Consider the following 26,616-nt stretch of genomic DNA (forward strand, 5'->3'; position numbering starts at 1 on the left):
GTGGGTTTTGTGGGTAATTTTATTAATCAGTTGATTATCTTGGTAAGCTGGGTTTAAATGGTAGGGCAATTATTAATCATTAGCCTTAGTGAAAATTGAGGGAGGATTGAATATTCAGTATATTTGATCACTGTTTATAGCTGGGTCTAAGTGATTTTTAATGCGATCGAATATTTATTTTTAGCCAATCATCATCAAGATTAATTGGATTGGCTTGCATAGCCTGGAGTGATTGAGATGAAATACCGTCAATTGGAAATCCAAGAAACGCTCGAAGACCTGAATTGTTTAATGTCTCAAACCATAGCAACTGAGGGGTTTGCGAAAGTTAAAGCACTTTATCTGCTCAAGTCTAATAAGGTTAGTAGTATTACTAAATTAGCGGTAGTATTAGGGGTGAACCGAATTACGATCCATCGCTGGTTAAATCGCTATAAACAAGGTGGAATAGATCGTTTAATTTTTAATGAATATAAAAAAGGACGTAGGCAAAAAATTCCCCCGGATGCGTTACAGGAACTCAAGTATAAGCTGACTCGCCAAGACTCTGGCTTTAAAACTTATTGTGATGTCCAAAGCTGGCTACAAGAAAAATATGGGTTACAAGTCTCATATAATGTGGTTTATGCTACTATTAGATATAGGCTCAATATGCAAATTTAGTCTGGCTAAATTGTGGAGAGCTGAAACTGGCAGTGCGGGCTTATCCTAGGGGGCTTTCATGAACAAATTGCCGATTCCGGTTTTCTTTGATAGTCATAAACTTGAGGAAGTGTGGAAAGTACCCTATCAGCAGCGGGAGAGAGAGGCACGGCTTTGGGCGCAGGAACATGACATTCAACCTGCAGCTAGGGATACTAAACGGATCGGTTTATTACTAATTGATGTTCAGAATACATTTTGTCTTCCCGGATTTGAGTTATTTGTAAGGGGTGCAGTACAAGATAATCAACGATTATGTGAGTTTATTTATCGCCATTTGGGTGTAATTACTGGAATTATAGCCACCCTAGATACTCACACTGCTATGCAGATTTTTCATCCGATTTTTTGGGTGAATGATAGTGGTGAATATCCCGAACCGGGAAGGACTATTACTGATGAGGATATCGCTAAAGGTCGATGGCGGGTTAATCCAACGATCGCCCCAAATTTTAGGGGTTGGGATGAACAAACCTTAGCACAACACGCCCGCTATTATACCCATCAATTGACGGAAGGGGGGCGCTATCCTCTGACGATTTGGCCCTATCATGGTATGGTGGGCGGTATTAGTCATGCTTTAGTTTCAGGAGTAGAAGAAGCCCTATTTTTTCATAATATCGCCCGTTACAGTCAAACTCACCTAGAATTAAAAGGTCAACATCCCCTCACGGAAAATTATTCAGCCCTAAAGCCAGAGGTTTCAGTGGCTAGTAATGGCGTGAGTATTGGTAACACAAATAAGGGGCTAATTGAGCAACTGCTGAACTTTGATCTGCTATTTATTGCGGGTCAAGCTAAGAGTCACTGTGTCGCCTGGACTGTGGAGGATTTACTGACAGAAATTCAACAGCGCGATCGCACTTTAGCGCAACGGGTTTATGTGTTAGAAGATTGTACTTCTCCGGTAATAGTTCCAGGTGTAGTCGATTTCACAGAAGCCGCAGAAGCCGCATTTCAAAGGTTTTCTGCCGCCGGAATTAATCTAGTTAAATCCACCGATGCGATCGCCTTATAATGGTTGTGCGGTAATAGCTTCCCAGAAGTGGAGGGAGAAGGCTTGAGGAGTAGCTGTAACCCGCATTTTTTGACCCCAACTGTAAACTTGAAAATCAATTAATTGGGGAGAATTAGTATCAGTGAAATCCATAGCACTGACCACCGCCACCCAATGACTAGGATAAGGTATTAAAGGCGGCTTATTTTTGAGTAAAGCCTCAGCATTTATCAAAGCCAACACCACCCCACCTTGGTCTAAAACAGCAGTGGCATTTTCCATAGCTTGGAGATGACCAAATAAATAAGGTTTGGTGAAATTAACATCAGCAAAGCCGAGAAGTTCCTGAGTCCATCCCACAATTTCCCAGGGCTTAGTAATTCCCGCCAAGTTACGGAGAATATCCGGCGCATTAGGCTCAATAGGAAGCCATAAATTTTGAGATTCTCGCAGGGTAGAAAGTAGCATCCAATCAGCTTGAGGCATCAGAAAGTTGCCGTGGGTATTTCGCAGACGTTCCGACGCAGAAATCCAGGTATTTTTGAGGGTATGAAAGCCGCCGATTTGAAACAAGTTACGACAAATTTTGACATATTGTTGGGGGTGATGTCTAATCAGTTCAAAAATCATCACCGCCGGACCACAAAAAGGCTGTCCTCCCTGACTGAGACTAAAGGGGTTTTGAAGGCGCGATCGCATTTCACTAATCACCTGTTCCCGATCCAAGCCTAGCCAGACCCCAGGAACAGGAGAGGCCTCAAATTGAGCGATCGCATCCATAGCCATTTGTAACTGTTGAGGGTCTGGAAATACCTGCACCCGTCGTCTATCCTCCCTTACCGACACCAATCAAATATAATAAAGCCATCCTGACCGCAATACCGTTAGTAACTTGCTGAGAAATCAAACTGCGATCGGGATTATCCATCAACTCCGAACTAATTTCCACACCGCGATTAACCGGACCGGGATGGAGAATTTTGACATCAGGACGACATAACTTTAAGCGTTCTGTAGTCATCCCATAGAGTTGATGATACTCTCGCAGACTCGGCAATAAATAATTAGTCATCCGTTCTTTTTGCAAGCGCAAAGTCATGACAAAATCAGCATCAGCCAGAGCCTCATCTAAACTCCAATGTAAAAACAATTTTCCCGGGCGATCGCTACCCAACCCCGCAAACCATTTAGGTAGCAAAGTCGGCGGACCAGCTAAATGCAACTCCATTTCCGTAGCCGTCAAACTCCAGATATTAGACCGCGCCACCCGAGAATGCAAAATATCCCCAACCACCGCAATTTTCTTACCCCGCAATAAATCCAGGCGGGGATTTTCCGGGTCAAAAACCCGACAAATAGTAAACAAATCCAATAATCCCTGGGATGGGTGTTCATGTTGACCATCTCCCGCATTCAAAATCGCCACCTGAGTATTAAGGCGATCCATCTCCGAGGCGATCGCCAAAGGAACCCCCGCTTCACGATGTCGGATCACCATCATATCCGTTCCCATAGCCAAATAAGTTTTAGCCGTATCCAAGATAGTTTCACCCTTAGTAAGCGAAGAAGTCCCCGGCGCAAAATTCAACGTATCCGCCGACAGACGTTTCGCGGCCAATTCAAAACTATTGCGAGTCCGGGTCGAAGGTTCAAAGAACAAATTAGCCACCACCTGACCCTGTAAAGCCGGGACTTTTTTAGTCCTACGTCCGAGAACCTCCCGGAAACTAGCAGCAGTTTGCAAAACCGTATCATATTCAGCAGCAGTGAAATCAGCCAGAGATAGGATATGTCGGCGATTCCAGTTTGTCGTAACCATTTAGCCTCATTCAAGAAATATTTATCGATCGCGCCGGAGAACGGGGACAGGTGACTGCTATTCGGAGTCAAGCCTTTTAGCCTTGAATGATTAACTATACCCCATACCCATATACCAGCCATGATTAGTATCCAACATTTGTTACCCCCTGTTTTGACTACAGTGATGATTGTCGCCTTGACAAGCTGTAGTGTCCCCGTTGAGGAAAGTTCCGAAACCCCCATCAACCAACCCGACCCCCAAACCAGCAGCGCCCAAAGCAAACCAGAAACCCCTCCCGTGCCGCCGCCCCTAAAAGAACCCACCGTCCCCACAGCAAACACTATCCCAGTCACCCTTTATCAAGCCGACAGCACCTGTCAAAACCTAGTACCAAGAAGCATTACACTTCCGGCGGAACAGTCCCTAGAATTGGCAGTCAAGCAGGTTTTAGACAACCAGGAATCCGCCGACTTTTCCTTGGGGTATCGAATTATCCGCCATCAGCATACCATCACCATAGATTTTCGGGTTCCCAGCAATAGCCCCCGCGTGTTTACCTCCCTGTCCTCCTGTGAACAACTAGCGCTGTTCGGTAGTTTACGCCAAACCCTAACTAGCAACCCCGTTTGGCAAATCCAACAAGTCCACTTTACCAATAGGGGCCAGGAAATTGTACTGTAACTGTGACCCGTTGTATGGTATAATTGGATCCGACAAAAAACACCACTAACTTGGGGTTAACCAGTTGGTATCATTAACTACAGTTCCCGGACGGACTCAGCCCCTTATCATCAGAGGTGTTAGAGCAGTTGGGGCTACAATTTGTGCTATTTGATTCTTACGATCCAGGTGATTTCTACGATGAACTATTTGCCTCTCCAGGGGAACCGAGACCCGAAGGCAAACTGTTAATAGATAGGCTTAATTCCCTGTCCCCAGAAGAAATTAGGATGCGACAACAGGCGGCGAAAACCGCCATGATGAAACTAGGGGCAACGTTTAACGTTTATAGCGATAGTGAGGGGACCGAGAGGATTTTGCCCTTTGATATGATTCCTCGTATTGTTTCCGCGCAGGAATGGGCGTATTTAGAACGAGGACTAATCCAGAGAATTCAGGCTCTCAATTTGTTTATATCTGACATTTACAGTGATCAGAAAATAGTCAAAGATGGTGTGATTCCTGAAGATTTGATTAACTCATCTAAAGGCTTTCTTAAACCCTGTATGGGAATTGAAGCCCCTAAAAATATTTGGTGTCATATCACGGGGACGGATTTAGTACGCGATCGCGATGGTCAATGGTATGTTTTAGAAGATAACCTACGCTGTCCCTCTGGGGTTTCCTATGTTCTGGAAAACCGCCGGGTAATGAAAAGCACCTTTCCCCAAATCTTCGCTACCCTAGGGATTCAACCCGTTGATGAATATCCCAGTCATCTCCTAGATACCCTGCTGAATTTAGCCCCTTCCCACATCGATGACCCGACCGTGGTGGTTCTGACTCCGGGGATTTATAATTCTGCCTATTTTGAACATTCTTTCCTCGCCCAACAAATGGGAGTAGAATTGGTGGAAGGACGGGATTTGGTGATAGCAGATGGTTATGTGCAAATGCGAACCACAAAAGGTTTACAGCGGGTTGATGTAATTTACCGCCGCATTGATGATACCTTTATTGACCCCCTGACCTTTAATCCTGAATCACTTTTAGGAGTTCCTGGTATCACTGAGGTCTATCGCAATGGTCGCGTCGCCCTGGCTAATGCTTTGGGTACCGGTGTCGCTGATGATAAGGTAATTTATGCCTATGTCCCCCAGATGATTCGCTACTATCTGGGAGAAGATCAGATTTTGGCTAATGTTCCTACTTACCTATGTTGGGAACCTCAGCAACTTGAATATGTGGTGGCTAACCTTGATAAATTAGTCGTTAAAGCCGCTAACGAAGCTGGTGGCTATGGGATGCTAGTTGGGACTCAAGCCACAGAAGAAGAACGACTAGAGTTTGCTGGACGCATTAAGGCGAACCCCCGCAATTATATCGCTCAACCTACCCTTTCTTTATCCCGCGTTCCTACCCTGCTAGGCGATAGCTTTGAGGGATGTCATGTCGATTTACGACCCTATATCCTTTACGGTCCTCAAGGGGTTTATGTTCATCCAGGCGGCTTGACCCGCGTGGCTATGAAAAAAGGTTCTTTGGTGGTGAACTCTTCCCAAGGGGGCGGCAGTAAGGATACTTGGGTTTTATTCTAATCTTGGCGGTAACTTTGTTAGCCACAATTGTCGTTACATTTTGAGTCGAAAAAACTATGCTCAGTCGTGTTGCTGATTCTATCTATTGGCTGAATTGCTATATAGAAAGGGCCGAAAATATTGCCCGGTTTGTTGATGTTAACCAAAATTTGTTGTTGGATTCTCCCTCGGGAATGAAGCAACAATGGCGACCTTTGGTGTTAACTACTGGGGATTTAGAACTGTTTAAAGAACGCTACGGAGAGGCGACCGCTGAAAATGTGATTCAATTCCTGACTTTTGATAATCAGTATCCTAACTCGATTTTATCTTGTCTGCGGTTGGCGCGACAAAATGCGCGCTCTGTCCGGGAAATTATTTCCTCGGAAATGTGGGAACAGGTCAATGAGTTCTATATGATGGTGCGCGATGCTGCTATGGGAGATAGTTCCTATTATTTGCCAGAGTTTTTTAATCAGGTGAAGCAGCAAGCCCATTTATTTGCTGGGGTTATGGATGCGACTATGACTCACAATGAGGGCTGGCATTTTGGACGTATGGCCAGAATGCTAGAAAGGGCTGATAAAACTTCTCGGATTCTGGATGTTAAGTATTTTATTTTGCTGCCTTCTGTGGAGGATGTCGGAACTACATTAGATGAAATTCAGTGGATCGCTTTGCTGAAATCTGCTAGTGCTTATGAGATGTATCGTAAACGCAGACAACACCGGATTACCCCTTTTGGTGTGGTAGAATTTTTGATTTTGGATCGGGAATTTCCGCGCTCGATTCAGTATTGCATACTACAGGCAGAGCGATCGCTTCAACATATTACCGGAACTAGACCGGGAACTTGGAAAAATCCTGTAGACCTGGAGTTGGGACGTTTGCGATCGGAGTTGGACTATATCATGATTGATGAGATTATGAATCGAGGATTACATGAATTTCTCGATAATTTGCAAACCCGGGTTAATGGGATTCAAGAGAGAATGTTTGAAACATTTTTTGCCCTGGAACCTATACCGGAGACAGTCAGTCAAAGTCAAGTAGGTTGACATTGACATAAGTATTCCTCTCTCCTTCCCCACCTATTCCTACTAACTGGTAGGTGGGGTGCGGCTGTACCTCGTCAGCCCTATTGCTCGTTGAAATACCCCGGACACAGTGATGATTTATCAGATTGCTCATACCACTACATACACTTATACTAAGTATGTAGAATTAACCCCCCATATCGTCAGGTTACGACCCCGTTCAGATGCCTTTCAGACTCTACAGGATTTTGCTATTGATGTGGTTCCCGAACCTAAAGGAATTTCGGCAATTGTTGACCTCAATGGTAATGATGTCCTGAAATTGTGGTTTGATGAACCGACGAAAGAATTAAAGATTAAAGTCAGTTCCCAAGTAGAAACTCATTGTCATAACCCCTTTAACTATTTGCTGGAACCTTGGGCGATGAAATTGCCGATCGCTGACTATCCCGCACCGATTTTAAGGCATTTACAGCCTTATATGGAAGGCAGAGTTGACCCGGCGGCTGTGCAATTGGCCCAAGAAATTTGGCATGGTTCCCGGGGGGAGATTCTCACGTTTTTAAGTGATTTAAATCAACGCATTTATCGGACTTGTCGCTATACTATTCGGGAAACTGGGGCGGCTTTCCCCCCTGGGATTACTTGGAGACAGCAAGCGGGTTCCTGTCGAGATCTGACGGTTTTGTTTATGGAGGCTTGTCGGGCCATGGGTTTGGCCACTCGGTTTGTTAGTGGCTACCAGGAAGGGGACCTAAATAATAGCGATCGCCATCTTCACGCCTGGGCTGAGGTTTATCTTCCGGGGGGGGGATGGCGCGGTTATGACCCGACTCAGAATTTAGCTATCAGCGATCGCAATATCGCCCTGGTTTCTAGTGCTATTCCTGAATATGCTAGTCCCATAAACGGCAGTTTTCGAGGGCGAGGAGCATATTCTCAGATGAAATATGATTTATCCATTGAAAAACTCTGTTGATTAAGTATCTTAGCGGTCACATCAACAACCGATACCACTGCTATACTAGATAAGGAATTCAATTGTCCTGAACTTTTCCATCCTTTTCGCCTCTAAATGGGCATCAGATACCATAGCCATCACCTGAAAATCCTGAACTTATTGCGATCGACAGAATCAGTGGAATAGAAGATGCTAATCATATAGCCTGTATGTTGAGTCACTATAATTCTGCAAATGAGGGTGAAAATATGAAAACTGTTTTAGTAGTTGAAGATAATCCGATTAATTGGCAGATATTTAAAAGAATTATCACCCGTAAAGGTGGGATGCTTGCCTGTCATACTGAGGATGTGGAAACTGTGATCAATATGGCAACCTCTAAACAAGCTGATCTGATTTTGATGGATATTTATCTAAACAATAGTTATTATGAGGGTCAACCCATTGATGGCATTAAAATTACCCAAATGCTCAAAGCTAATCCTGAAACTGCTAATTTACCAGTGATTTTGGTGACCGCCCAAGGGGATGAAAGCGATCGCGAATATTTCTTAGCCCAAAGTGGCGCTGATGGTTACATCCCCAAACCTATTATAGATCATCAAGCCTTTATTGACCAAATTAAAGCCAAAATAGCGGGGGATGTCCTAGCCGAAAATGACCCCAAATAGAGGTCGCCAAATACTCCATTAATCCACCTGTTGAGCATTACGAATAGCCGTATCCGGTAAAATGCTAGGGGGTGGAGAAATCTCGATCGCCTGTATATTTTCCATGGGAATTACTAACAAACGATCCTCCAACTCTATAATAATTTCATGGGAACCCAAAATCTGTTGCAGAGGACTGACAGCGCTACCCTGCAAAGTTTGCTGAGGCATAAACTCAAACTCGTAGGACTCCCCATTAATATAATGAACCGTTAAGGAAATCGGAGTTAATTTACTCATTGACGACGTGCTTCTAACTGTTCATAAACTTTCCGTAAATCCACCTGATGATAAGCCAGAGCCACCAGGGAATGATAGAATAAATCGGCTACTTCCGAGGCGATCGCCTGCGGCTCATCATCCTTACAAGCCATAACTACTTCCGCCGCCTCTTCTCCGATTTTCTTGAGAATCTTATTATCTCCACCGGCGAATAACTGACAGGTATAGGATTGGGAATTTGGATGATCACGGCGATCGCAAATTACCCGAAACAAACCCGCCAAGGTATGTCCACCAGAGCCATTTAACTCCGAGGGACAATAGGCCACTCCAGCCACCAGAAAATTGCCCCGGTAGTCATAGCTAATGGACTCCAGTATAATATCAGGATGCCAAAGTTCAATCTGTGACTGTTGAACCCACCACAGTTGTTGAGTCGCCAGGGTTTTCTGTAGTGCTTCCCGGTTCATCGACCCCAAAGCCAAAACCCCACCATTTAAGATATCTTGAATGGCGATCGCTACCAGGCCCTGATCATCGTAACGAATTTTATCAATATCAATCAGATTCCCCAATTCTGGGGGTTTCCCGGCTGCCATAACTCCACTAAATTTCATAAAAAACACCACTACTGTTTAGAATATCATTTTGTGTCTCACCGTTAGCAAATTTGGCACCACAGCATCCAAACATATTCAGCATAAGGAGATTAAAGTGGTAAGCACCCCATTAAAAACAACAAAATCTGAGGAAATCTTTAGCGCCGCCCAAAAAATCATGCCAGGGGGGGTTAGCTCCCCAGTGCGTGCATTCAAATCCGTTGGCGGTCAACCCATAGTTTTCGATCGCGTCAAAGGAGCATACGTTTGGGACGTTGACGGGAACCAATATATTGACTATGTTGGCACTTGGGGGCCAGCTATTTGCGGTCATGCTCACCCAGAAGTAATCGCCGCTCTCCACGAAGCGCTAGAAAAAGGGACCAGTTTCGGCGCACCCTGCGCCCTAGAAAACGTTTTAGCGGAAATGGTGATCGACGCTGTTCCCAGCATCGAAATGGTAAGGTTTGTCAACTCTGGTACGGAAGCCTGTATGTCCGTACTGCGACTAATGCGAGCCTTTACGGGTCGCGAAAAAATCATCAAATTTGAGGGCTGCTACCACGGCCACGCGGATATGTTCCTAGTCAAAGCCGGATCGGGTGTGGCGACTCTCGGCTTACCCGATTCTCCCGGCGTACCTAAAAACGTGACTGTAAACACTCTCAACGCCCCCTACAATGACCTAGAAGCGGTCAAAAAACTATTTTCGGAAAATCCAGGTCAAATCGCAGGTATCATCCTAGAAGCCGTTGTAGGCAACTCTGGCTTTATTCCTCCTGATGCGGGTTTCCTGGAAGGTTTGCGGATGCTGACCGAGGAAAATGGCGCTTTACTGGTATTTGATGAGGTGATGACTGGCTTCCGCATTGCTTACGGTGGCGCTCAAGAAAAATTTGGTGTTACCCCAGATTTAACTACTTTGGGTAAAATTATCGGTGGTGGCTTACCTGTGGGAGCCTATGGCGGTCGTCAGGATATTATGGCTATGGTCGCGCCAGCAGGTCCCATGTACCAAGCGGGAACCCTATCAGGAAATCCCCTAGCCATGACGGCGGGAATTAAGACTTTGGAACTATTGCAAAAGCCGGGGACTTATGAATATCTCGACCAAATTACCAAAAAGCTGAGTAATGGCTTATTGGAAATTGCTAAAGAAACAGGTCATGCAGCCTGTGGTGGCCAAATTAGCGCGATGTTTGGGTTCTTTTTTACGGAGGGACCTGTTCATAATTATGATCATGCTAAAAAGTCGGATTTGGCGAAGTTTGGTCGCTTCCATCGAGGTATGTTAGAACGGGGTATTTATTTGGCTCCTTCACAATTTGAGGCTGGTTTTACTTCTTTTGTGCATACTGAGGAAGATATTGATCAAACTCTGGCGGCGGCGCGGGAAGTTTTATCTGGTCTGTAGATAATTCTGACAGTCAAGAACTGGGTTTTTTATGGAATTGATGGTTAAGTCTGTCTGGAATTCCCATAGAAAACCTGGTTTTTGCTGGGGTTTATCGGGCTAATCTTAACCTATTAATTTGGATGAGTAATTACTGTAAAAAAATCTTGATTTTGGGAGGAACGGCGGAAGCGACAGCCCTATATGATAGGGTTCAAACTATGGCGAATATAGAGGCGATCGCTTCTTTTGCGGGTCGCACTCAACAGCCAGTTACCCCGAAAGACCCGGCGGCTTTTCGGATTGGCGGTTTTGGCGGTGTTCAGGGTTTAATCGACTATTTAAAACAACAAAAAATTGATATTTTAATTGATGTTACCCACCCCTTTGCTGCCCAAATTTCTGACCATGCGGCTATAGCAGCTAATGAATGTGGAATTAAACGGTTAATGGTTGTCCGTCCGGCTTGGGAAAAAGTCCCCGGCGATAACTGGGTTGAGGTGGATAGTCACTCACAGGCTACTATGGTTTTATCAGGGTTAGCTGAACGGGTATTTTTAACTATTGGTCGTCAGGAACTTTCCGCCTATGCTGAACTAAAAGATATCTGGTTTTTAATGCGGATGATTGACCCACCTCAGCCGAATTTACCTATACCTAGGGGGGAATTATTGTTACAAAGGGGGCCTTTTTCGGTGATAGATGAACTGTCAATTTTACGGGAATATCAACTGGGTGCAATTGTTAGTAAAAATAGCGGCGGTGATGCTACCTACGCCAAAATTGTGGCGGCGCGAGAGTTGAAATTACCTGTGGTTATGGTGCAACGTCCTCCCATTCCTATGGGGGAAACAGTGGCTGATATTGAGTCGGCGATCGCTTGGTTACACCAACAATAAACCGCCTTTTTAGTTATGGTTTCAGCACTGACCATTGAGTGACAGTAGCTAAGGGTTTCCAGCCTAAAAAATTGCCAATGGCTGCAGTTCTTTCAATGCCAATTCGGGTAAGTTCCCCCCCTAATTGATTATGCCATTGTAACAGAATTAACTCACTCTCAACTGTGACTGTATTAGCCACTAGACGACCTCCCGATCGCAATTTTTTCCAACAGGTTTCTAATAGACCTGGGGTGGTAATACCACCACCAATAAAAATGGCATCAGGGGAAGGTAAATTAATTAATGATTCGGGTGCTTTTCCGGCTATTATTTGCAGGTCTGGAGTCCCTAAAGCTGTGGCATTATCAGCAATATATTCTAAGCGTCTGGGATGCTGTTCTATGGCGATACTTTGACAACGGCGATCACTTCTCATCCACTCAATACCAATGGACCCACAACCTGCACCGACATCCCATAAAAGTTGTCCCGGTAGGGGAGATAATCGACTGAGAGTAATCGCTCGGACCTCCTGTTTAGTTAACTGTCCGTCGTGGTGGTAGGCGCTGTCAGGAAGTCCCGGGAAACTAGGGGAAAAGTTAACGGGATTAGAACTAATACACTCTACGGCGATCGCATTTAAATCAGCCACTTCGTCAACATCCCAAGAGGAAGCGATACCCGAAATTTGTCTCTCTTTTTTGCCTCCCAAATGTTCCAACACCACGATTAAACTATCACCAAATCCTTGATGTGTTAGGAGTTCAGCCACGGCGGCGGGAGTGCGACGATTAGCACTTAAAATTAACAGATGCGCACCCCCATAAATTACCCGATTTAATAAAGCCAGGGGACGACCACATAAACTCAGGGTTTCTACATCGGTTACAGACCAACCCAAACGACTACAAATTAGGCTAAATGTAGAGGGAGAAGGAATTATAGTAATTTCCTCAAGGGGTAGGCGACGGGTAAGGGTAACGCCAATACCATACCACATCGGATCGCCACTAGCTAAAACACAGACGGGTTGACCACGGCGGCGGATAATTTCTGCGATCGACTCATCCAGAGGAGAAGTCCAGAGGAGTTTTTCTCGTTTATCCTCCGGGGGTAACATTGCTAAATGACGTTGACCACCGACAACTACTGAAGCCATAGATAAAAGCGATCGCGCCGTGGCGCTTAACCCTTCTAACCCATCTTCCCCAATTCCTACAATTGATAACCATTTGTGGGAAAAATCCCTGCTGACCATGATTTATAGTTAAAATACCAGTATTCATGATATAGTATTTGGGCTTGTAGTTGGGAAAGTTCGGTGAGATTCCGACACTGTGCCGCAACTGTAATACAATTTTCTGAGTCAGAATGCCAACTACAAGTTATTGATGAGTTGTCAAAATCAGCTAATTTTGCGGCTCATTCTCTGCGTCGCATGGAGAAACAAATCACCATGAATTGGTTAGTTAAAGCAAATGTTTGTCCGGGTCTATTTTATGGAACCCACGCCCAGGATGGTTTTTTAATCCGCATTCGGACTCCGGGCGGATTAATTAATAGTAAACAGGGTAAATTATTGGGTTATTTATTAACGGAGTGGGGAGGGACGCTACAAGTAACTAATCGCGCTAATTTACAAATTCGGGGAGTGCAAAAACCACCAACTAGCGCCGTTTTTGAGATGCTGCAAAAATTAAATTTAGCTGCTCAAAATCCCCACATAGACCACCTACGCAATATTATGGGTAGTCCGACGGCGGGAATTGATAGCCAGGAGTTAATTGATACTAGTCCCCTGATTAAAGCCCTGGATAATCTGATTCAAAATCACCCGTTAATTGGCGAACTTAGTCCTAAGTTTAGCATCGGAGTTGATGGGGGGGGGACTGTGGGAATTGGTATCCGTTCTCCGGTGGCTTGGGAACATCGATATAATGAGATTCAGCTTAATGCGATCTCGGTAGATGATGGGAATAATAGCATTAATTTTCAGTTGGCGATCGCCGGAGATAAAAAGCTATATAATACCCAACTTGTCATCACGCCAGAACAATGTTTATCTGTAGTCGCTACCCTTATTAATGTCTATGGGGAGTATGTCCGAAACAACCCCTTAGATACCGGGAAAAAGCCTCGGATGAAACAGCTAATTGACCATCTAGGATTAGATACATATATCCAGCAAGTCAACAGCCAACTAACCCAGCCCTTGCCGATATTGTCCGCTGAACCTACCCCCAGCCAACCCTATCATCATTTAGGAATTTATCCCCAAAAAAACGCCGAATTGTGTTATATTGGGATATCATTACACCTAGGACAAATTAATGCACAACAATGGTTAGGATTAGTCGAACTTTCAGAAACCTTTGGTAATGCCGAGTTAAGATTAACCCCTTGGCAAACAATTATAATGCCAGATATTCCCCATCAACAAATCAGCCAATTATTGCCGAAACTATCTTTATTAGGCTTCGCGGAAATTGAGTCAAATCAAGTGGCGATCGCTGCTTGTGGTGGTAAGCCTGGCTGTGCCGCATCACTTACCCACACTCAAACTCACGCTTCCCAATTAGCAGAATATCTCCACCAGCGATTAAATTTAGATACTCCTATTAATATTCATGTAACTGGTTGCCCTAAATTTTGCGCTCAACCCAGTCCCGCAGAAATCACCCTTTTAGGGCATACAATTAATCAAAATGGGAAAACTATCGAAGGCTACCAAGTGTATCTTGGGGATGGTGAACAATCCTTAAAACAAAAAATTTTTGAGGGAGTATTTACCGAAATACCCGAATTTTTAGCCAATTTTTTGACCCAAAATCGCCCACTTAATTAATCACTAATTACCTGCAAATTTGCTGATGATAGACTACCTGCGTGACGGCAACCAAATATATCAGAAATCCTTTGGAATAATTCGGGATGAAACCAACTTTCAAGGTTTATCAGATGATTTATCTCATGTAGCAGTTAGGTTAATTCATGCCTGCGGAATGACGGATATTGTCGGAGATTTACAAGCCTCAGAAAATGCCGTTAAAGTCGGACGGGAGGCACTACAACAGGGAAAAGCCATCTTTTGTGATGCCATGATGGTGGCTAGGGGAATTACTAAAAAACGCTTACCTAAAAATAACCCGATTATTTGTACCCTAAATCATCCAGATGTCCCTAATATCGCTCGCCAGATTAATAATACTCGGTCGGCGGCAGCATTGGAGTTATGGGGGGATAATTTACAAGGCGCAGTGGTAGCCATTGGTAATGCACCGACTGCCCTCTTTCACCTGCTGGAAATGTTGGATGATGGTTTAGTGAAACCTGCACTGATTTTAGGGTTTCCGGTCGGCTTTGTCGGCGCGGCAGAGTCGAAACTTGAATTGGCATCTAATAGCCGTGGTATTCCATTTATGACACTCCATGGGCGGCGCGGTGGGAGTGCGATCGCAGCGGCGGCAGTAAATGCGTTAGCAAAGGAAAATGAATTATGACTAAATTAGGGCGACTTTATGGGTTGGGAATTGGTCCGGGAGATCCGGAATTACTAACTTTAAAAGCACATCGTATTTTAACAACTGTTCCCGTCATTGCCTATCCCAGTTTGGAAAATGGCAAGGTTTTAGCTAGGGCGATCGTCGCCGATTTTATCTCCCCTGATCAGATCGAAATTCCTATCCCCCTACCCTTTAGTGTGCAGCGATCGTCACAGCCTTATTATGATATCGGGGCGGAAAAAATTGCCGAACATCTCAGCCAGGGGAAAGATGTGGCGGTTTTGTGTCTGGGAGATCCGATGCTTTATGGTACGTTTATGTACATTTTTAATCGCTTATCAGGGCGGTTTTCAATTGAGGTCATACCTGGGATTTCTTCAGTGATGGCTAGTGCGGCTATGTTGGGAGTACCGATAACTTATCGCAATGATGTCTTTACCATTCTTCCGGCTACATTAGAGGCGGATATATTACGCGATCGCCTCTCGGTAGCTGATGCAGCCGCCATTATGAAATTAGGTCGGCATTTTGCTAAAGTTTATCAAATTTTGGCAGATTTAGGACTACTACAAAGGGCTTTATATATCGAACGCGCTACTTGGAAAAATCAGGCAATTATCCCCATTACAGAAGTTGACCATAACTCAGTTACCTACTGGTCATTAATTTTAGTACCTAGTCAGAACCTGCCCAAATAACCCCGAATTAACCCTTAATTCCCCCTAAGTTATGAACCAACCAGCCATTATTGTTTTAACCGAAAATAGTCTTGATGTGGCTAAGAACATCCAAAAAGCGCTAGGTAATGGGATTATCTATGGTTCCCCAAAACGCACCCAGTCGGCTGATTTAACCTATGATAATTTTGGGGATACCCTGCGGGAACTCTTCCAAACAGGAACCCCCATTATTGGCATTTGTGCGGCGGGGATTTTAATTCGCACTTTAGCACCATTATTAATCAATAAATGGCAGGAACCTCCGGTTTTAGCTGTGGCTGAAGATGGTAGCGCCGTCGTGCCACTTTTAGGGGGTTTACAAGGGGTTAATGATTTGGCGCGTAAAATTGCCCAATTCTTGCAGGTTTCTCCAGCTATTACCACCACAGGAGAAATTAGATTTAAAACTGCTTTATTATCTCCCCCCAAGGGTTATCAATTGATTAATCCTGATGATGCCAAAACCTTTATTTCCGATTTGTTGGCGGGAGAACAAGTTAAATTGATAGGAGATGCACCCTGGTTACAAAATAGTAAATTGCCCTTTGATGAACAGGGAAAATTGACTATTCAAATCGTAGATAAAGCAGATATAGACACTCTTCAACCTAGGGGCGATCGCTTAATTTATCAGTTAGAGAGTTCACCAGAAATCACCGGTAAATTAGCCATAATTGGCACCGGACCCGGAAGCCATGATTGGCTATCTCCCCAAGTTCGCGAGGTCTTAGAAAATGCTAGTGATTGGGTAGGTTATAAAACCTATTTAGACCTAGTTGAATTTTTAAGAAAACCCGAAATTATCCGCCATGAATCTGATAATAGGGTAGAATTAAATAGGGCGGAGACTGCCTTAAATTTAGCCGCTAAAGGGCGTTCAGTGGTGCTAATTTCTTCCGGCGATCCAGGCATTTACGCCATGGCTTCAGCGGTATTTGAAGTATTAGAAACCAAAGCCAAACCAGAATGGGAGGCGATCGCTATCCAGGTCTGTCCAGGTATTTCCGCCATGCAAGCCGCCGCCGCCAGAGTTGGCGCACCATTAGGACACGATTTCTGCGTCATTTCCCTATCAGATATTCTCAAACCCTGGGATGTCATTATCAACCGCATTGAATTAGCCGCCAAAGCCGATTTAGCCATGGCATTTTATAACCCTGTTTCTCAACAAAGAACCTGGCAACTTGACCAAGCAAAACAGATATTATTAAAGTGGAGGTCTCCCCAAACTCCCATTATCTTAGCCCGAAATTTAGGCAGAAAAGGAGAAACCGTCACCGTCAAAATACTCGAACAATTAACCGCTCAAGATGCCGATATGCGAACCATAATTTTAATTGGAAACAGCCAAACTCGCATCATTAACCAAAACCAAAACCAGCAGTGGATTTACACCCCACGCCATTATCCCTCTCTCCCCAAAGGACGGGTTTATTAATCCTCCGGTTGGGAAACGAGAAACTAGCAGAACCCCCCGACAATTAACAATTATTAATTAATCACTGGCTGGGGGCGGGTTTATTAATCCTCTGGTGGCGAGACGAGAAACTGGCAGAACCCGCCCCTACAATTATCAATTATTAATTAATCACCGGGTGGGGGCGAGTTGATTAATCCTCCGGTTGGGAGGCGATAAACTGGCAGAACCCGCCCCTACAATTATCAATTATTAATTAATCACCGGGTGGGGGCGAGTTGATTAATCCTCCGGTTGGGAGGCGATAAACTGGCAGAACCCGCCCCTACAATTATCAATTATTAATTAATCACTGGCTGGGGGCGGGTTTATTAATTCTCTGGTGGCGAGACGAGAAACTGGCAGAACCCGCCCCTACAATTATCAATTATTAATTAATCACTGGCTGGGGGCGGGTTTATTAATTCTCTGGTGGCGAGACGAGAAACTGGCAGAACCCGCCCCTACAATTATCAATTATTAATTAATCACTGGCTGGGGGCGGGTTTATTAATTCTCTGGTGGCGAGACGAGAAACTGGCAGAACCCGCCCCTACAATTATCAATTATTAATTAATCACTGGCTGGGGGCGGGTTTATTAATTCTCTGGTGGCGAGACGAGAAACTGGCAGAACCCGCCCCTACAATTATCAATTATTAATTAATCACCGGGTGGGGGCGGGTTTATTAATCCTCTGGTGGCGAGACGAGAAACTGGCAGAACCCGCCCCGACAATTATCAATTATTAATTAATCACCGGGTGAGGGCGAGTTGATTAATCCTCCGGTTGGGAGGCGATAAACTAGCAGAACCCCCCGACAATTATCAATTATTAATTAATCACTGGCTGGGGGCGGGTTTATTAATTCTCTGGTGGCGAGACGAGAAACTGGCAGAACCCGCCCCGACAATTATCAATTATTAATTAATCACCGGGTGAGGGCGAGTTGATTAATCCTCCGGTTGGGAAACGATAAACTAGCAGAACCCGCCCCGACAATTAACAATTATTAATTAATCACCGGGTGAGGGCGGGTTTATTAATCCTCTCCTAGGCAAACGATAAACTGGCAGAACCCGCCCCGACAATTAACAATTATTAATTATTAATTATTAATTATTAATTATTTGCGTTTTCGATTATTAAGAATCTGTTACCCTAGAGTGTACCCATTCCACAATAGCATCAGCCAAAGTAGTCGCTAATTTCCGCTGTTCAACCGGGTTAATAATCCATTCAAACTCTTCGGGATTAATCATAAACCCTAATTCCAATAATACCGAAGGGGTAACAGAAGGACGAGTTAGGGCGAGATTATTCCAAAAGACACCATAGGAAGGTCGATCCAATTTTTCTACCAAATAATTATGCAGAAAAACCGCTAAATTGTGGGCTTGGGGATGAAACCAAAACATCCCAACTCCCTTGGTATTGATGGCATCTCCATTATCCGGTAAGGCATTATAATGAATCGAAAAAGCCAGATCCGGCTTTTGTTGATTAATCATTTCCACCCGTTCATGAGGCCATAAATCATCATCACCCTCGCGGGTCATAAACACCGTTGCACCCCGTTTAATTAACTCACTTTGCAACAGAGAAGACATGATCAAAGCGACATCTTTTTCCGGGTATCCTGTCGGTCCTCTCGCGCCTAAATCCTCATCACTACCATGTCCGGGGTCTAGTAAAATTTTCACCCCGGTTAGAGGTCTTCCCCGGCGAATAGATGCCAGAAAACTCTGATCATCTAACGCACCCAATTCGGGGGGATGTTTAAGGGATAAAACCAAAGTTGTGCCAGCATAATTAACTTCATATCCCCACTGCTGAGAAGTTCTAAAATGGAAAGTATATTCAACCGCTGCTTGAGTTTCTCCCATGGGTGAGAGAACAGGTTGCCAGTCCATCCGTTCAATTAATGGGTTATCATCAAAGCGGATAGTATCAGTTTGGGCAGTTGTATTATGCAGAGTAATAGTTAAAGTCCGATCGCCCTGTTTAATACTAATCGGAACCGGAACTTGTAAAGGAAAATAAACCTTAGTCCATTGTCCATCTCGGCGCGCACTAGCGCTGCGAATCATGGAATTAGGAGGAATAGAACCGGAGAAAATCCGGGTTTCATCCGCTTTTATCCATCCGCCATAGTCCAGACGTAAATAATCTCCATCCCTACCAGTAATGCGCGACCGGGTTCCTTTGGGAAGGGGAGTTAGACGGGAATAAGTAGTGCTAGGTCCGGTTCTGGCGACCCCTGCATCGACAATTACTTCGGCGATTTCAAATTGAGTCGGAGACAAAATAGACACGGTTCCGGTGGCTGTTTGCGTGACGGTTTCACCATTGAGAATAAGTTGATATCGGGGTTGACCTAAATCGATCGCCTTCCGATTATTAGCAAAATCAGTATCTGGGGAAATAGTGGCGCATCCCCCGAACTTTCCCCCTATATTTATAGGTTCGTTGGTGCCAGTCAAAACCGCCTTATTATCAGGAAGTTGCCGACTTTCAGTTTGCTTAAATAGCGGGATAGTTTCCCCCCCAATATTCACGGAAACTTCGGCGTTAGGAGGTGCGATCGCACTAAAACAAAGAATTTCCCCTGGCAGTCGGGAAATGGGGCTAGAAGGGGTCAAGGATTCCGGCACAAACGCTATTCCATCGGGGATAGGTGGTTGATTAGAAACGCGGGTAATAGTGCGGCGAATTTCCTGATCACCGTGGCGGAGGATAAATTCATTTTCCCCTAATTCCAGAGGAAAAGTGGGGGCGAAATGTCCCCCTTGACTGCGATCGATAACTTGACCATTGATTAATACCTCACCATGGGGGGCGGCGGTGCCAATTAGAAAAATGCGATCGGATATAGTCCTATGTTGGTTAGGAGGATACGCTACAAATAAAGGCTGTTCTGCTAATGCTGGAGTGATCATCACTAAAGCAAAGACTATTAATCCTAATATAATTTTTTTCATCAGTGCTAATTATTCTAATGGTCTCACTGCTATGGATTTTGTCAAAAGGCGATCGCCCTTTCCGGGGCTGATTAACCCCCCTGTTCATAGCAAATCCCTACTGCTATCCTAAATTCTAGCAGCAGGGAGTTAAGATGACCACTGTTTAGTTAATAGTTAATTCCGCAGAACCCCATTCCCCATTTACGCAATCGGTCGCGCATAGAATGAAACCCCTTGACCGTCGAAATTAGGTAAATTATTAGCAAAGGCTGCTTGATTGGGGTCAATCGTATAGAAATGACCATTAGTATCCAGATTAAAAGCTCTGAATACGGGTAATGCACCAGGCACGGGAGACGAAAAAACCCGAATCGGAGTTCCGGGATCATCCGGTACCCATTCTTGCAGAGTTTGCACAAAACTAATTTCCCCGGGATTGCTGGCATAGAAAAAACCACCCTGGGAGTTTCTAAAGCGTTGTAGGACTGTATCTCCCTCTGATACAAATTCAAACCCCTCATTCACAAATCTTTGTGGATTGCTGGCTAAGGTGTTTTTTTCCATTTGATCAGCCGTAAAAATATGGGAACCCGCCTCAGCATCCCAGAATCTAGCTACACCTGTCAAAGGATCGACATCGGGGCCGGCAAACTCATTAGGTCCTAAAATTCCCCCATTAGCAATATCTGGAGGGTTTAAACTTCCTAAATCAACACTAACCGCTAATTGATAGTCTTGGGGTAGTTCTCCCGTCGGGGGAAATGTGCTATTATCCGGCAGAGGATCATAACTTGTTACCCGCACTAAATACCGGGAAACCCCATCGGCTCTCAGGGTACTCGGTGCCCCTAAACCTGTACCAAATTCAATCTGACCTGGCGCAATAGTGGCGTTCCGGTTTCCCAAGGCGCGATCGTCATTGGCTGCGATCGGACTTTGACCAGGGAAAGGAGCAGTATCATTAGGCCCAAGTTGAAAAACTTTCACAATTGGGTCATATTGCATTGTATTAAATGCGTCTACAGCGATCGAAACATTCGCATTGGGAAAGGTAGGCTGAATAATATAATCATCGTAGCGGGTCAGTAAGGCTGGATTACGCAGAGAGGGACTAGCCGGATCGGTGGCGCTTAATTGTTCTCGGACAACTTGAGCATTAGTCATTTTTTACGACTCCTCATGATAAATATTGCACCGAATAATAGCCATAATACCGACACCTGTGGGGAGTTGGTAGTTTTAGGGATTCCATAAACTATGGCTTATACAATCATTTATACCATATTTTTGATCAGGTGAAGATTAAGTTTTTCTTAACTAACCTGACCCGCCAGTGGTTATGGTTTTCCCTGACTATGCACTCCCGTAGTCCCTGGGGGAAATGCACTATTGTTACTCCCAGGTAGTTAGTCAGGGTTTCTCAACAACTAATCACGATTCACTCAACCTCGTAAACCATCCCCACGTATGCGATCGCACTGTGAGTAAACTGTGAGTAAACTGTGAGTAATGCTCAGTGATTAGACAGCTACCAAAATCTGCGATCGCACTTGTGCAATCAACTCATTTAAACCATCAGAATTTAACCGATAGCTGAGGGGATGAGCAATCAGTTGAGCCGTACTTTGAAACAACACCTCAATTTCCACTAAGCCATTTTCCTGTAGCGTGCGACCCGTTGACACCAAATCCACGATCGCCTCAGACATTCCCGTAATCGGCCCTAATTCAACCGACCCATAAAGTGGTATAATCTCCACAGGTAAATCAATGCTCTCAAAATATTCACTCGCACAGTGAACAAACTTAGAAGCAACTCGGCTATGGGGGGGGAGTTGGACCGGACGACTATAGGGGCTAGATTTTTTCACAGCTACCGACATCCGACATCCTCCGAATTGGAGATCAACCACAGAAGCCACCTGAGAACGCTTTTCCCGCAGAACATCATAGCCCACAATCCCCAATTGCGCCTGACCATATTCTACATAAACAGGCACATCCTGGGCTCGTACCAGCAAAGCCTTAGCCGTTTTTGTCGGATCTTCAATCTGTAATTGGCGATTAGCCGAATCCAGAAAAGCGCTAAAATCCAGTCCAACCGCTTTGAACAAACGAATACTATCTTTCAGTAAAGCGCCTTTAGGAAGTGCAACAGTAATCATAATAACTTCGGAAATTTATCTAACCATGAGTTAGCTTAACCTTACTGGAACAATATTGATACAATCTTATTAAATCTTTCCGTTGCAGCCTCGCCCTCAAAGACCCTTTTCCTCTTCCTTCCCCATGTACTGTTTTGGGGTTGACAGGGAGACCTAGACCCGAAACCATGAGGCGAGTTGCTATGAGTCGCCCAGAATCACCGCTGCTTTAGCGCCGTGAGTACGTCAATATGTCAACAAATTTAGCTTAATATTCATGCGGATTCTACTTGTAGATGATGAAGTGGAATTAACCAATTCCCTCAGTCGCGCCCTCAGTCGAGAAGGTTATACAGTCGATAAGGCTTATGAAGGTATACAAGCCGGGACCCTCGCCCAAAACCATCACTATGACCTATTGATTCTTGATTGGATGTTACCCCATCAATCAGGATTAGAAATTTGCGCCCAATTGCGATCGCAGCAAAACCGCACCCCCATACTATTTCTCACCGCCAAAGATACCCTAGACGACCGGGTAAAAGGACTAGACGCAGGCGCAGACGACTATTTAGTTAAACCCTTTGAACTGCGGGAACTACTAGCCAGAGTCAGGGCGCTATTGCGTCGCCCTCCTATTTTAGATGTCGCAGTCACCTCTAACCGCCTAGAATTCGGTGATCTGCAATTCGATTGTGAAACTCAATTAGCCTATCGTGGACAAAGAGCGATCGAATTATCAGAAAAGGAAAGCCAATTACTAGAGTATCTCATGCGCCACCCCGGACAACTCCTCACCCACACCGAAATTCACCAACACCTATGGGGAGAAACAGATAAAAAACCCAGCAGCAACGTCCTAGCTGCTCAAATTCGCCTCCTGCGGCGCAAAATCGAACTACCCAACGAAGTCCCCCTCGTCCACACTGTCTATGGAAAAGGATATCGATTTGGGAATTAGTTTTTCTTGGCCTCCCCTGACTACTTCTGTTCAGGATGAGATGCACCTGGTAAATTTTGCCCCATCTTATTGATAGCAGCAATCATAAGATATAAACGCCCCACGTCCCGTTGATTAAAATAAAAAACTAAGCGGGGTAGATGTTCCGTTTCATCTCCTAATTCCTTGGGAAGGGCGGGGCTTTTTTCTATGCGTCCCCGCGAGAGAATATCCTGAAAATCTTGATTAAGATATTCTACCTGTTCATCACTCAGTTCACAATTTAGGCGCATCACAAATAAATCCCCCACATAGCGACTAGAGTGATACACCTGGTAAAAATCAGCGATCGCCGCCTCTGCTACAGCCAAACTATCTGTAATCGTGTAGATACTAGGGTCATCCTGGGAAATCAAACCCCGTCGCAAAAGCTGTTTTCTGACAAATTCTTGCCAATCATACCAATAATCTCCCCCCGGATGGTCAATCAAAATCACCGGAGCCGGACCAAACTTTCCCGTTTGAGCCAAAGTCAAACCCTCAAAAGTTTCGTCCAAAGTGCCAAAACCACCCGGAAACATAGCCAAAGCGTCACTTTCGCGCAGAAAAAACAATTTGCGGGTGAAAAAATACTTAAACTTAATCAGCTTAGGATCTCCCTCAATGTAGGGATTAGAAAACTGCTCAAAGGGGAGTTTGATATTTAAACCAAACGATCGCTCTGCACCCGCGCCCAAATTAGCCGCTTCCATAATTCCGCCGCCAGCGCCTGTTAGCACCATAAATCCCTGCTGAGTCATCGAACGCGCTAACTCTACCGCCATATCATATTCTGGGGCTTTTGGTGAAGTTCTCGCCGAACCAAAAATGCAGATTTTGCGAACATGGCGATAAGGATAAAAAATCTCAAATCCCTGTTCCATATCCAACACAGCAGCCGAGAGAATTTTCCAGTCCAAGGACTCAATCTCCGATTGTGCTATACGCACCAGGCTAGAAAGCGATCGCAAAATCCATTTTTCGTGCTTTAATTCCGGTAGCTCATCAATGAGTTCGTTAATCTCTCTCTTGAGAGATGCCAGCGTATCTCCATTTCCAGAAGCATTCATAAAATCAGAACAACTGACAACAATTCGCCCTATATTCGCAGTTTGACCGGGCTATCTATCTACAAAATTCCACCAATCATAGCTGAAAATTCCAGGAAAAGGGGCAGGCGGGACAACCCGCTTGCCGACTCTCCACCTTGGACCTGACAGACAGGCTTTTTATTTATTGACACTCCCGCCGCCTTGACTAATGGTGCAGGTAGGATAGGGATAGTTTGCCTCATGGCGGGAAATTTCCGTAACACCTTACGCGCATTAATTAGGGGTCGAGATAGGTTGGAGAACCTTTAATCCCGCTCAAACCTGATTCTTTGGGAGCCTATCACATATAAAGCCCTTAATCTCAAGTTTCGGGTCTAGCCCATGGTTTAAAGGTACTTTTCTAATGTATTAGCAAGGGTACTTTTAGGAACCGCTCCCACCACCATATCGACCTTCTGGCCGCCTTTAAAGATCATTAATGTGGGAATACTGCGAATTCCATATTGGCTTGCTACCTGGGGATTTTCATCGGTATTGAGCTTAACAACTTTAATCTGTCCATCGTACTGCTCTGCAATTTCCTCAACTACAGGGGCGACCATGCGACACGGGCCACACCAGGGAGCCCAGAAATCCACCAGCACCGGAAGTTCGCTTTCCAGTACATCCTGCTCAAAGGTGCTATCAGTAACTTCTACGGCTGTTGACATTCCTTCCAATCCTTAATCTAAATCGTAAATCATTCTACCACCAAACCAACTGGGGCAGAATTAGCAATTTTGTCCCGATGGTTCTGATACCAGGCTGTACAAAAGACTACAGCATATCGAAGTTAATCATATCAGGCGATCGCCAAAAATTTTGGCTAACCTAAACGATTACCCAATTAAGAAACCGCCCGAACCGTAGGTCCAGGCGGAGTGTGGTGTGAGGAGTGAACGGAAACATTTGTCTCCGCCACTTCTATTGTGGCACTTTTTCCCAAATAATTCCAGTGGGTAACACTAAATTTTACGATACTTAATCAGACCACCCCCCGGAAAAATCAGCCAGTCGGGTACAGAAAGCCCAATAATTGCTACTTACCCATTCCCAATTGTTGTGCCTTTTGATAGACCTTACCCTCAGTCAACAGCGAGGGAGCAATCACCACCTCTACCTGCTGCATTTCTTTGATAGTCTTCGCTCCCAAAGTTCCCATACTCGTTTTTAAAGCTCCCAGCAGGTTGTGTGTCCCATCATCCAACTGAGCCGGACCCCGGAGAATTTGCTCTAATGTTCCCGTAGAACCCACCTGAATCCGTGTTCCCCTGGGAAGCACAGGACTAGGAGTAGCCATACCCCAGTGAAATCCCCGTCCTGGAGATTCTTCAGCACGAGCAAAGGGAGAGCCAATCATCACACCATCAGCACCGCAAGCAATACACTTACAGATATCGCCCCCAGTAATTAATCCTCCATCAGCAATCACAGAAACATAACGCCCAGTTTCCTGATAAAAATCATCACGAGCCGCAGCACAATCAGCCACCGCCGTCGCCTGGGGAACTCCCACCCCTAACACACCACGAGAAGTACAAGCCGCACCCGGTCCAATACCTACCAATATTCCCGCCGCTCCGGCTTTCATTAGGTTGAGCGCCACCTCTAATGTGACACAGTTACCTAAAATCACCGGGATAGGCATATTTGCACAAAACTGAGCCAAATCTAAGGGAGTCACCGATTCCGGGGACAGAAAAGCCGTTGAAACCACCGTAGCTTGTACAAAAAATAAGTCTGCTCCCGCTTCAGCAACAGTACCGCCATATTTACTGGCTCCGGCTGGAGTAGCACTAACCGCCGCAATACCGCCCTGAGCCTTAATTTCGGCAATCCGTTTTTTAATCAGTTCCGGCTTAATCGGTTCAGCATAGAGTTCTTGCATCAACGTCACAAACTCCGTTTTTCCCACCGAGGCAATCCGATCTAAAATCGGGTTGGGATCTTCATAACGGGTCTGGATACCCTCTAAGTTCAGAACCCCCAACGCACCGATTTGGCTCAGTTTCACCGCCATATTCACGTCTACCACGCTATCCATGGCACTAGCAATAATCGGAATTTCTCGGTTAATATTGCCAATAGTCCAACTGGTATCCGCTAAACTTGGATCAAGGGTTCGATGGCCAGGAACTAGGGCAATTTCATCAATTCCGTATGCTCGACGAGCCTTTTTGCCACGCCCAATTACAATATCCACTTCTTTACAGGTTCCTAA

Annotated in this window: 28 protein-coding genes and 1 riboswitch; of the genes, 17 read left to right on the forward strand and 11 right to left on the reverse strand. The window is 45.0% G+C overall.

Annotation, left to right across the window (positions count from 1 at the left end; genetic code table 11):
* Positions 1 to 237 precede the first annotated feature (237 nt).
* Both XZ46_RS10580 and XZ46_RS10585 read left to right on the forward strand, forming a co-directional pair.
* The gene (locus XZ46_RS10580) at positions 238 to 663 is read left to right on the forward strand and encodes a helix-turn-helix domain-containing protein (protein ID WP_006669038.1); all 426 of its coding nucleotides are present in this window, start codon (positions 238 to 240) and stop codon (positions 661 to 663) included.
* A gap of 58 nt (positions 664 to 721) precedes the next feature.
* Complete coding sequence (locus XZ46_RS10585; protein ID WP_008050368.1) at positions 722 to 1,720, forward strand: cysteine hydrolase family protein; 999 nt, start codon at positions 722 to 724, stop codon at positions 1,718 to 1,720.
* Here XZ46_RS10585 and XZ46_RS10590 read toward each other — a convergent pair.
* Positions 1,715 to 2,518, reverse strand: coding sequence for a hypothetical protein (locus tag XZ46_RS10590; RefSeq protein ID WP_008050369.1), 804 nt, complete (start codon positions 2,516 to 2,518; stop codon positions 1,715 to 1,717). The two genes, XZ46_RS10585 and XZ46_RS10590, sit on opposite strands and share 6 nt — an antisense overlap.
* Before the next feature lie 7 nt (positions 2,519 to 2,525).
* Positions 2,526 to 3,518: an aspartate carbamoyltransferase catalytic subunit gene (locus XZ46_RS10595; protein WP_006626044.1), complete on the reverse strand. Its 993-nt coding sequence runs from the start codon at positions 3,516 to 3,518 to the stop codon at positions 2,526 to 2,528.
* Positions 3,519 to 3,638: 120 nt separating this feature from the next.
* Here XZ46_RS10595 and XZ46_RS10600 point away from each other — a divergent pair, with 120 nt between their 5' ends.
* The 5 genes from XZ46_RS10600 to XZ46_RS10620 all read left to right on the forward strand — a co-directional run bounded on the left by XZ46_RS10600 (position 3,639) and on the right by XZ46_RS10620 (position 8,406).
* Positions 3,639 to 4,181 (forward strand): hypothetical protein, encoded by a 543-nt coding sequence (locus XZ46_RS10600; protein ID WP_006626043.1) that lies wholly within the window; start codon positions 3,639 to 3,641, stop codon positions 4,179 to 4,181.
* Positions 4,182 to 4,324: 143 nt separating this feature from the next.
* Complete coding sequence (locus XZ46_RS10605; RefSeq protein ID WP_048895401.1) at positions 4,325 to 5,758, forward strand: circularly permuted type 2 ATP-grasp protein; 1,434 nt, start codon at positions 4,325 to 4,327, stop codon at positions 5,756 to 5,758.
* A 56-nt stretch (positions 5,759 to 5,814) separates the two neighbouring features.
* Positions 5,815 to 6,795, forward strand: coding sequence for an alpha-E domain-containing protein (locus tag XZ46_RS10610; RefSeq protein ID WP_006626041.1), 981 nt, complete (start codon positions 5,815 to 5,817; stop codon positions 6,793 to 6,795).
* A 112-nt stretch (positions 6,796 to 6,907) separates the two neighbouring features.
* Positions 6,908 to 7,753 (forward strand): transglutaminase family protein, encoded by an 846-nt coding sequence (locus tag XZ46_RS10615; RefSeq protein WP_008050372.1) that lies wholly within the window; start codon positions 6,908 to 6,910, stop codon positions 7,751 to 7,753.
* A 230-nt stretch (positions 7,754 to 7,983) separates the two neighbouring features.
* Positions 7,984 to 8,406: a response regulator gene (locus XZ46_RS10620; protein WP_006669035.1), complete on the forward strand. Its 423-nt coding sequence runs from the start codon at positions 7,984 to 7,986 to the stop codon at positions 8,404 to 8,406.
* An 18-nt stretch (positions 8,407 to 8,424) separates the two neighbouring features.
* On the opposite strand, the gene XZ46_RS10625 is transcribed toward XZ46_RS10620, so the two are convergent.
* Together XZ46_RS10625 and hisE are read right to left on the reverse strand one after the other, a co-directional pair.
* Positions 8,425 to 8,685, reverse strand: a complete 261-nt coding sequence (locus XZ46_RS10625) for a hypothetical protein (protein ID WP_006626038.1) — start codon at positions 8,683 to 8,685, stop codon at positions 8,425 to 8,427.
* The gene (gene hisE, locus XZ46_RS10630) at positions 8,682 to 9,284 is read right to left on the reverse strand and encodes a phosphoribosyl-ATP diphosphatase (RefSeq protein WP_081593251.1); all 603 of its coding nucleotides are present in this window, start codon (positions 9,282 to 9,284) and stop codon (positions 8,682 to 8,684) included. Before hisE ends, XZ46_RS10625 begins: the two co-directional genes overlap by 4 nt.
* A gap of 97 nt (positions 9,285 to 9,381) precedes the next feature.
* Here hisE and hemL point away from each other — a divergent pair, with 97 nt between their 5' ends.
* Both hemL and XZ46_RS10640 read left to right on the forward strand, forming a co-directional pair.
* Positions 9,382 to 10,680, forward strand: a complete 1,299-nt coding sequence (hemL, locus tag XZ46_RS10635) for a glutamate-1-semialdehyde 2,1-aminomutase (RefSeq protein WP_006669033.1) — start codon at positions 9,382 to 9,384, stop codon at positions 10,678 to 10,680.
* Positions 10,681 to 10,802: 122 nt separating this feature from the next.
* Entirely contained in the window at positions 10,803 to 11,558 is a 756-nt protein-coding gene (locus XZ46_RS10640) for a cobalt-precorrin-6A reductase (RefSeq protein WP_006626035.1), read from the forward strand.
* 13 nt (positions 11,559 to 11,571) lie between these two features.
* Here the strand turns inward: XZ46_RS10640 and XZ46_RS10645 are convergent, their stop codons facing one another.
* Positions 11,572 to 12,798: a bifunctional cobalt-precorrin-7 (C(5))-methyltransferase/cobalt-precorrin-6B (C(15))-methyltransferase gene (locus tag XZ46_RS10645; RefSeq protein WP_008050379.1), complete on the reverse strand. Its 1,227-nt coding sequence runs from the start codon at positions 12,796 to 12,798 to the stop codon at positions 11,572 to 11,574.
* 43 nt (positions 12,799 to 12,841) lie between these two features.
* Positions 12,842 to 12,925, forward strand: a riboswitch (adenosylcobalamin-variant (AdoCbl-variant) riboswitch).
* Between the two features lie 11 nt (positions 12,926 to 12,936).
* Between XZ46_RS10645 and cobG the strand changes: the two genes are divergently transcribed.
* The 7 genes from cobG to XZ46_RS35345 all read left to right on the forward strand — a co-directional run bounded on the left by cobG (position 12,937) and on the right by XZ46_RS35345 (position 18,145).
* Entirely contained in the window at positions 12,937 to 14,385 is a 1,449-nt protein-coding gene (gene cobG, locus XZ46_RS10650) for a precorrin-3B synthase (RefSeq protein ID WP_228116533.1), read from the forward strand.
* Positions 14,386 to 14,410: 25 nt separating this feature from the next.
* Positions 14,411 to 15,040, forward strand: a complete 630-nt coding sequence (locus tag XZ46_RS10655; RefSeq protein ID WP_008050381.1) for a precorrin-8X methylmutase — start codon at positions 14,411 to 14,413, stop codon at positions 15,038 to 15,040.
* Positions 15,037 to 15,741, forward strand: coding sequence for a precorrin-2 C(20)-methyltransferase (gene cobI, locus XZ46_RS10660; protein ID WP_008050382.1), 705 nt, complete (start codon positions 15,037 to 15,039; stop codon positions 15,739 to 15,741). The genes XZ46_RS10655 and cobI overlap by 4 nt, the downstream gene beginning before the upstream one ends.
* A 31-nt stretch (positions 15,742 to 15,772) precedes the next feature.
* Positions 15,773 to 17,200, forward strand: coding sequence for a precorrin-3B C(17)-methyltransferase (cobJ, locus tag XZ46_RS10665; RefSeq protein ID WP_008050383.1), 1,428 nt, complete (start codon positions 15,773 to 15,775; stop codon positions 17,198 to 17,200).
* A 450-nt stretch (positions 17,201 to 17,650) separates the two neighbouring features.
* Positions 17,651 to 17,791, forward strand: coding sequence for a hypothetical protein (locus XZ46_RS35015; RefSeq protein ID WP_006626027.1), 141 nt, complete (start codon positions 17,651 to 17,653; stop codon positions 17,789 to 17,791).
* Between the two features lie 37 nt (positions 17,792 to 17,828).
* The gene (locus XZ46_RS35020) at positions 17,829 to 17,969 is read left to right on the forward strand and encodes a hypothetical protein (protein WP_008050385.1); all 141 of its coding nucleotides are present in this window, start codon (positions 17,829 to 17,831) and stop codon (positions 17,967 to 17,969) included.
* A gap of 38 nt (positions 17,970 to 18,007) precedes the next feature.
* Positions 18,008 to 18,145 carry a hypothetical protein gene (locus tag XZ46_RS35345; RefSeq protein WP_006626028.1) on the forward strand — a complete coding sequence of 46 codons (138 nt, stop codon included), beginning with the start codon at positions 18,008 to 18,010 and terminating at the stop codon, positions 18,143 to 18,145.
* 218 nt (positions 18,146 to 18,363) lie between these two features.
* On the opposite strand, the gene XZ46_RS10670 is transcribed toward XZ46_RS35345, so the two are convergent.
* The 3 genes from XZ46_RS10670 to hisG form a co-directional block, all read right to left on the reverse strand.
* Complete coding sequence (locus XZ46_RS10670) at positions 18,364 to 20,199, reverse strand: N-acetylmuramoyl-L-alanine amidase (protein ID WP_006626026.1); 1,836 nt, start codon at positions 20,197 to 20,199, stop codon at positions 18,364 to 18,366.
* Positions 20,200 to 20,382: 183 nt separating this feature from the next.
* Positions 20,383 to 21,345: a hypothetical protein gene (locus tag XZ46_RS10675; RefSeq protein ID WP_008050386.1), complete on the reverse strand. Its 963-nt coding sequence runs from the start codon at positions 21,343 to 21,345 to the stop codon at positions 20,383 to 20,385.
* A gap of 356 nt (positions 21,346 to 21,701) precedes the next feature.
* Positions 21,702 to 22,346, reverse strand: a complete 645-nt coding sequence (gene hisG / locus XZ46_RS10680; protein WP_008050387.1) for an ATP phosphoribosyltransferase — start codon at positions 22,344 to 22,346, stop codon at positions 21,702 to 21,704.
* A gap of 256 nt (positions 22,347 to 22,602) precedes the next feature.
* On the opposite strand from hisG, the gene rppA reads away from it, so the two are divergent.
* Entirely contained in the window at positions 22,603 to 23,286 is a 684-nt protein-coding gene (gene rppA / locus XZ46_RS10685) for a two-component system response regulator RppA (protein ID WP_006626022.1), read from the forward strand.
* A gap of 20 nt (positions 23,287 to 23,306) precedes the next feature.
* Here rppA and XZ46_RS10690 read toward each other — a convergent pair whose 3' ends face one another.
* From XZ46_RS10690 to XZ46_RS10700, 3 genes are all read right to left on the reverse strand, one after another.
* Positions 23,307 to 24,374 carry an LOG family protein gene (locus tag XZ46_RS10690; protein WP_006669025.1) on the reverse strand — a complete coding sequence of 356 codons (1,068 nt, stop codon included), beginning with the start codon at positions 24,372 to 24,374 and terminating at the stop codon, positions 23,307 to 23,309.
* A 368-nt stretch (positions 24,375 to 24,742) separates the two neighbouring features.
* On the reverse strand, positions 24,743 to 25,066 hold the full coding sequence (gene trxA / locus XZ46_RS10695) for a thioredoxin (RefSeq protein WP_006626020.1): 324 nt from the start codon (positions 25,064 to 25,066) through the stop codon (positions 24,743 to 24,745).
* 368 nt (positions 25,067 to 25,434) lie between these two features.
* Entirely contained in the window at positions 25,435 to 26,598 is a 1,164-nt protein-coding gene (locus tag XZ46_RS10700; protein WP_035760216.1) for a GuaB3 family IMP dehydrogenase-related protein, read from the reverse strand.
* Positions 26,599 to 26,616: the final 18 nt, after the last annotated feature.

The sequence above is a fragment of the Limnospira indica PCC 8005 genome, assembly GCF_000973065.1.
Classification (GTDB): domain Bacteria; phylum Cyanobacteriota; class Cyanobacteriia; order Cyanobacteriales; family Microcoleaceae; genus Limnospira; species Limnospira fusiformis.